The organism is Aquibium carbonis, from assembly GCF_003970795.1.
Taxonomy (GTDB): Bacteria; Pseudomonadota; Alphaproteobacteria; order Rhizobiales; family Rhizobiaceae; genus Aquibium; species Aquibium carbonis.
This window is the reverse complement of the sequence record NZ_RWKW01000052.1, coordinates 48,421-55,259: the sequence shown is the minus strand read 5'-3', so window position 1 is coordinate 55,259 and position 6,839 is coordinate 48,421. Positions and strand designations below refer to the sequence as shown.

The window sequence follows — 6,839 nt, the reverse complement described above, 5'->3', positions numbered from 1 at the left end:
ACTTCACGCTCGACCTTGCCACGGGACTGGAACTCGCCGACGGCGCCCGCACGCTGGCGGCCGTCTCGGCCGAGGCGATCCTGAAGGCGGCCGAGCAGATGCCCGGACAGCCGAAACTCTGGATCGTCTGCGGCGGCGGGCGCAAGAACCCGCACATCGTGGCGGACCTCCGCGCCGGTGCCGGAAGGCAGGGCGGTGAGGTGCTTCTGGCCGAGGATGTCGGGCTCGATGGCGACGCGATGGAGGCGGAGGCCTGGGCCTATCTCGCCGTGCGCTCGGTGATGGGCCTGCCGCTCACCTTTCCCACCACCACGGGGTGCCGGCAGGCGGTGACTGGCGGAGTTCTGGTTGGAAGGGATGGCAAGGCGTGAATGACGGCGCTCTTCCGCGTGCCTTCAGTTCGGCGCCCTGCTTGCGCAATCCTGCCCGTCCTACCGAAGTCGCTTCGGCCGCGCGTCGGACAGTTCGCCGTTGAGACGGCGGTCGAGATAGTCCGAGCATTCGTTGATCAGCAGCTCGGTGTCGTTGGAGAAGAAGTGGTTCGCGCCCGGCAGCGTCTTCTGGGTGATCGTGATGCCCTTCTGCGTGTGCAGCTTGTCGACGAGGCCCTGCACGTCCTTCGGCGGCGCGACCTTGTCGGCGTCGCCATGGATGATGAGGCCAGACGAGGGGCAAGGAGCGAGGAACGAGAAATCATAGGTGTTGGGCTGCGGCGCGACCGAGATGAACCCCTCGATCTCCGGGCGGCGCATCAGGAGCTGCATGCCGATCCAGGCGCCGAAGGAATAGCCGGCCACCCAGCAGCTCTTCGAATCGGGATGCAGCGACTGCACCCAGTCGAGCGCGGCGGCGGCATCCGACAGTTCGCCCGCGCCATGGTCGAACTCGCCCTGGCTGCGGCCGATGCCCCGGAAATTGAAGCGCAGCGTCGTGAAATTGCGCTTCTGGAACATGTAGAACAGGTCGTAGACGATCTTGTTGTTCATGGTTCCGCCGAACTGCGGATGCGGATGCAGCACGATGGCGATCGGCGCGTTCTTTTCCGACGAGGGCTGGTAGCGGCCTTCGAGACGACCATCCGGTCCGGCGAAAATGACTTCGGGCATGGGTACTCCAGTTCACGACCACCGGACGAAGCGCCCGACAAATGGGGTCCGCCCTTGACGAGGGGCCGACGCCTCCATAGAAACCAGTTTAGAATTGTTCAAAACTCGGCGGTTGCCCGCTGGTGTGAACAGAGCGGGTAAATAGGACGTGTGGCCTCGCAATTTCAAGGAAATTGCGACATCACCTGTCCCCATGACCGATCCGGAGATGAAAACTCGCGAATGACTGCCGACCGCGCCTATCTCGACCACAATGCCAGCGCCCCGCTCGTCGAAGCGGCCCGCGGGGCTGTGCTGGTCGCGTTGAAGGCCGACGGCAACCCGTCCTCGGTGCACGCGGAAGGACGAGCGGTCCGTCGCATGGTCGAGGCCGCGCGGCGCCAGGTGGCGGAACTGGTGGGCGGCAAGGCCGACCATGTCGTGTTCACCTCTGGCGCCACGGAAGCCGCGGCGACGCTTCTGACCCCTTCCTGGCGGATGGGTCGCGGGCCGCTGCGCGTCTCGCGTCTGCTCGTCACCGCAGCCGATCACCCCTGCATCCTGTGCGGCGGGCGGTTTCCGGCTGACGCGGTGACCATCCTGCCCGTCGATCGCGACGGCCTGATCGATCTTGCCGCGCTCGAGGCGGCACTGGCCGCGCACGACCGCGACGCGGGCCTGGCGATGGTCGCCACCCATGCCGCCAACAACGAGACCGGCGTGATCCAGCCGATGGCCGAGATCGGCCGCATCGCCAGGAAGGCCGGGGCACCGGTCGTCATCGACGCCGTCCAGGCGGCCGGCCGCATTCGTCTCGACATATCCGATGGTTCGGCGGATTTCCTGATTCTGTCCGCGCACAAGATCGGCGGCCCGAAGGGGGCCGGCGCCTTCATCGGCGCGTCCGACCTCGTGATGCCCTTGCCGCTGGTTCCCGGCGGTGGGCAGGAGAAGGGGCACCGCTCCGGCACCGAGAACGTCGCCGCCATCGCGGGCTTCGGCGCGGCCGCGCAGGAAGCGCTGGCTGGACTGGCCGATATGGTGGCGGTCGAGTCGCTTCGCGACGCGTTCGAAGCCACCGTCCGATCGGTCGCCCCCGGCGCGACGATCTTCGGTGCGGGCGCGCCGCGTCTGCCCAACACGACGTTCTTCGACCTCCCGGGCCTGAAGGCCGAGACGGCGCAGATCGCCTTCGACCTCGCCGGTGTCGCATTGTCGGCAGGGTCAGCCTGTTCGTCGGGTCGGGTCGGGCCGAGCCATGTCCTGAAGGCGATGGGCCATGGCGCCGATGCATCCGCGCTGCGCGTTTCCATCGGACGGGCGACCGGCGCGCGTGAACTTTCGATGTTCAGGGAGGCGCTTCTGGCGCTCGTTGCACGTCAGGCGCGGTCGGTGACGCGCGCCGCGTGACGGCTGGAGGGAAAAAACGCGCGTTTCTGCTCGAATTCGTGCCTTTCGAGGATGAATTCCGGGCGCGGACGCACTAGATCAGGCACACGCCGCCAGCGGTGCCATAGTTTGAAAACTGCCGGGCCTTGAACCCGGCAAGGATGGAGAACACTGATGCCTGCCGTGCAGGAAACCATCGAACAGGTCCGCAAGATCGATGTGGACCAGTATAAATACGGATTCGAGACCGTCATCGAGATGGACAAGGCCCCGAAGGGCCTCTCGGAAGACACGATCCGCTTCATCTCCGCCAAGAAGGACGAGCCCGAGTGGATGCTCGAGTGGCGCCTGTCGGCCTATCGCCGCTGGCTGACGCTGGAAGAGCCTACCTGGGCGCGCGTCGACTATCCGAAGATCGACTTCCAGGACATCCACTACTATGCCGCGCCGAAGAGCACGCCGGGACCGACCTCGCTCGACGAGGTCGATCCCGAACTCCTGAAGGTCTATGCCAAGCTCGGCATTCCGCTGCGGGAGCAGGAAATTTTGGCGGGCGTGCAGAAGCCAGCGGCTGCGGCCGACGATCTCGACGAGGCGAACGACAACGGCGCAGCCCCACGCCGGGTGGCGGTCGATGCGGTGTTCGATTCGGTCTCGGTCGTGACCACCTTCAAGAAGGAACTGGCCAAGGCGGGCGTCATCTTCTGCTCGATCTCGGAGGCCATCCGCGAGCATCCGGAGCTGTTGAAGAAGTATCTCGGCTCGGTCGTTCCGGTGTCGGACAACTACTATGCGACGCTGAACTCGGCTGTCTTCACCGACGGCTCCTTCGTCTTCGTGCCGAAGGGCGTTCGCTGCCCGATGGAGCTGTCGACCTATTTCCGCATCAACGAGAAGAACACCGGCCAGTTCGAGCGCACGCTGATCATCGCCGAGGAGGGGGCCTACGTCTCCTATCTCGAGGGCTGCACGGCGCCGCAGCGCGACGAGAACCAGCTTCACGCGGCGGTCGTCGAACTGATCGCGCTCGACGATGCCGAGATCAAGTACTCGACCGTCCAGAACTGGTATCCAGGCGACAAGGACGGCAAGGGCGGGATCTACAACTTCGTCACCAAGCGCGGCGACTGCCGCGGTGACCGGTCCAAGATCTCATGGACGCAGGTCGAGACCGGCTCGGCGATCACCTGGAAGTATCCGTCCTGCATCCTGCGTGGCGACGACAGCCGCGGCGAGTTCTACTCGATCGCGGTTTCGAACGGCCACCAGCAGGTCGACAGCGGCACCAAGATGATCCATCTCGGCAAGAACACGTCGAGCCGGATCATCTCCAAGGGCATTTCGGCCGGCAAGTCGAACAACACCTATCGCGGACAGGTCTCGGCCCACCGCAAGGCCACCAACGCGCGCAACTTCACGCAGTGCGACTCGCTGCTGATCGGCAATGATTGCGGGGCGCACACGGTGCCCTACATCGAAGCCAAGAATGCGACCGCGCAGTTCGAGCACGAGGCGACGACGTCGAAGATTTCCGAGGACCAGCTGTTCTACGTCATGCAGCGCGGCATCCCGGAAGAGGAAGCCGTGGCGCTGATCGTCGGCGGCTTCGTGCGCGAGGTCATCCAGGAACTGCCGATGGAGTTCGCGGTCGAGGCGCAGAAGCTGATCGGCATCAGCCTGGAGGGGAGCGTGGGGTGATGGGGTTGTTGGTTCGCCTGGGCAGGTCGTCATCCTCGGGCTTGTCCCGAGGATCTGCTGACGGATGAACAACGGAGATGGCCGGATACGTTTACATGATGTCCGACAAGCCGCGTGGAGTGATCTACATCGGAGTAACGAGCGACCTGCATGATCGCGTCTGGGAACATCGCAACGAAGCCCATCGAGGGTTTACGTCGAAGTACAGCGCCAAGAACCTAGTTTGGTTCGAATTGCATCCAAACATCGTCCTGGCGATCCAACGGGAGAAGTCGTTAAAGCGCTATCGACGAGAATGGAAAGTGAACCTGATCGAGGGCCTCAATCCGACTTGGTTGGATCTCTACGAGCGGATCGACGAGATCGAGAATGTATACCAGCCGCACCCGAACACGAGAATGTCGAGTGATTATGTTTGAGATGGCAGTTCTTCGGGCGCGGGGCTTTCCACCGTCATCCTCGGGCTTGTCCCGAGGATCTGTGAGGATGCGGAATGAGGTGATGACCTATCTTGATGTCTTGGAGGCAGTAGATCCTCGGGACAAGCCCGAGGATGACGGCTCCGTGGCGGCGATAGCTCAAAAGCCGATCGGCTGAAGACGGATACGAAGAAGAATTGGACGAGTAAAATGCTTGAGATCAGAAACCTCCACGCCCGCATCGCCGAGACCGGCACGGAGATCATCCGCGGGCTCGACCTGACCGTGAAGAACGGCGAGGTTGCCGCCATCATGGGGCCGAACGGCTCCGGCAAGTCGACCTTGTCCTACATCCTTGCCGGCCGCGAGGACTACGAGGTCACCGAGGGCGAGATCCTGTTCGACGGTCAGTCGATCCTCGACATGGATCCGGCCGAGCGGGCCGCGTCCGGCATCTTCCTGGCCTTCCAGTACCCGCTGGAAATCCCCGGTGTGGCGACGATGGAGTTCCTCAAGGTCGCGCTGAACGCCCAGCGGCGGGCTCGCGGCGAGCCGGAGCTGAAGATCCCCGACCTTCTGAAGAAGGTGCGCGAGGCCGCCGGCCGGCTGAACATGGACATGGCCATGCTGAAGCGTCCGCTCAACGTCGGCTTTTCCGGGGGCGAGAAGAAGCGCGCCGAGATCCTGCAGATGTCGCTGCTCGAGCCGAAGCTCTGCGTGCTCGACGAGACCGATTCCGGCCTCGACATCGACGCGCTGAAGGTGGTGGCCGACGGTGTCAACGCGCTGCGCTCGCCCGACCGCTCGATGGTGGTCATCACCCACTATCAGCGCCTTCTCGACTACATCGTGCCGGACACGGTGCACGTGCTCTACCAGGGCCGGGTCATCAAGTCCGGCGACAAGTCGCTTGCCCTCGATCTCGAGCAGAACGGCTACGCCGACATCATCGGCGAGGCGGCATAGGTGGACGCCATGAACATGCACGCACAGCCCCAACGAACGCACGCCGAGACGGCGCTGATCGATGCCTTCGTGGAGCGCTTTTCCTATCTGCCCGGCAACGAGGCGGTGATCCGTCGTCGCGACGACGCGGTCGAGCGGCTGAAGGCCGGCCTGCCCACACGCCGCGTCGAGGCCTGGCACTACACCGACCTGCGACGGCTCCTCTCGACCGTGCCGATGCACGATCCGGCCGTGGGCGCAAAGCCCCTGCCGGCGCTTCTGCAAGGCTCGACCGTCCTGCCCGTCCTCAATGGCGTCGCGGCCCACGCGCCGCGCATCGACGGCGTGACGGTGACCCGGCTGGAGCAGAAGCTCATGGACGGCTCCGTCGCCCAGGCGATGGCTTGCGACGATGCAGCCGACGTGATCGCGCCGCTCAACGCCGCCTTCGTGACCGATGGCTGGTTTCTCGACATCGGCGAGGGCGTCGCGGTCGATGGCCCGATCGAGCTGCAGAACGTCCAGGCCGGCGGCCAGGCGCATGTGCGCTTTCCGGTTCGCATCGGCGCTGGCGCGAAGGCGACGATCGTCGAGCGGCAGAGCGGCAACGGCGACGCACTCGTTTCGTCGGTCAGCCACCTGACGGTGGGCGAGGGTGCGGAGATCGTCTGGATCCTGCTGCAGGAACAACCTGTCGGCGCCACGCAGCTCGGCCAGTTCAACGCGGTGCTGGGCAAGGATGCGAAGCTGACGCTCTTCGTCATGAACACCGGCGGCAAGCTGGTGCGCCAGGAGATCAAGGTCGACGCGGCCGGCGAGGGCGCCGTTTTCAATCTGCGCGGCGTCAACCTGCTCACCGGCGACAGCCACACCGACGTGACGATGGTGCTCGACCATTCGGCGCCGAACACGACCTCGTCGGAGATCATCCGCAACGTCGTGACCGGCCGGGCGCGCGGCGTCTTCCAGGGCCAGATCCGGGTCGACCGCCTGGCACAGAAGACCGATGCCAAGATGGCGTGCAACACGCTGCTCCTGTCGGACGATGGCGAGTTTTCGGCCAAGCCCGAACTCGAGATCTTCGCCGACGACGTGGCCTGCGGCCATGGCGCGACGGTGACCGAGATCGACCGCAATCATCTCTTCTACCTGATGGCGCGCGGCGTGCCCGAAAAGGAAGCGCGCGGCCTTCTGGTCAAGGCTTTCGTCGCCGAGGTCATCGAGGGCCTGGAAGACGAGCCGCTCATCGCGGCGCTGGAAGCGAAGCTCGAAGCGTGGTTCGCGACGAACGTGTAAGTCCGGC

7 protein-coding genes are annotated in these 6,839 nt (G+C 64.7%); 6 read left to right on the top strand and 1 reads right to left on the bottom strand.

All coding sequences use genetic code 11. The features are described 5' to 3' along the window. Positions 1-371: anhydro-N-acetylmuramic acid kinase (locus EJC49_RS14815; RefSeq protein WP_170314722.1), on the top strand; the 371-nt coding region annotated here is incomplete at its 5' end. A gap of 60 nt (positions 372-431) precedes the next feature. On the opposite strand, the gene EJC49_RS14810 is transcribed toward EJC49_RS14815, so the two are convergent. Next, a complete protein-coding gene (locus EJC49_RS14810) occupies positions 432-1,106 on the bottom strand; it encodes an alpha/beta hydrolase (RefSeq protein ID WP_126700709.1) in 675 nt (224 codons plus the stop codon). Between the two features lie 222 nt (positions 1,107-1,328). Here EJC49_RS14810 and EJC49_RS14805 point away from each other — a divergent pair, with 222 nt between their 5' ends. From EJC49_RS14805 to sufD, 5 genes are all read left to right on the top strand, one after another. Next, positions 1,329-2,495: a cysteine desulfurase family protein gene (locus EJC49_RS14805; protein ID WP_126700708.1), complete on the top strand. Its 1,167-nt coding sequence runs from the start codon at positions 1,329-1,331 to the stop codon at positions 2,493-2,495. A gap of 153 nt (positions 2,496-2,648) precedes the next feature. Then, positions 2,649-4,172, top strand: coding sequence for a Fe-S cluster assembly protein SufB (gene sufB, locus EJC49_RS14800; protein WP_126700707.1), 1,524 nt, complete (start codon positions 2,649-2,651; stop codon positions 4,170-4,172). A gap of 77 nt (positions 4,173-4,249) precedes the next feature. Then, positions 4,250-4,591: a GIY-YIG nuclease family protein gene (locus EJC49_RS14795; RefSeq protein ID WP_126700706.1), complete on the top strand. Its 342-nt coding sequence runs from the start codon at positions 4,250-4,252 to the stop codon at positions 4,589-4,591. Positions 4,592-4,801: 210 nt separating this feature from the next. Then, positions 4,802-5,557, top strand: a complete 756-nt coding sequence (gene sufC / locus EJC49_RS14790; protein ID WP_126700705.1) for a Fe-S cluster assembly ATPase SufC — start codon at positions 4,802-4,804, stop codon at positions 5,555-5,557. Positions 5,558-5,566: 9 nt separating this feature from the next. After that, positions 5,567-6,832, top strand: a complete 1,266-nt coding sequence (sufD, locus tag EJC49_RS14785; RefSeq protein ID WP_126700704.1) for a Fe-S cluster assembly protein SufD — start codon at positions 5,567-5,569, stop codon at positions 6,830-6,832. Positions 6,833-6,839 lie beyond the last annotated feature (7 nt).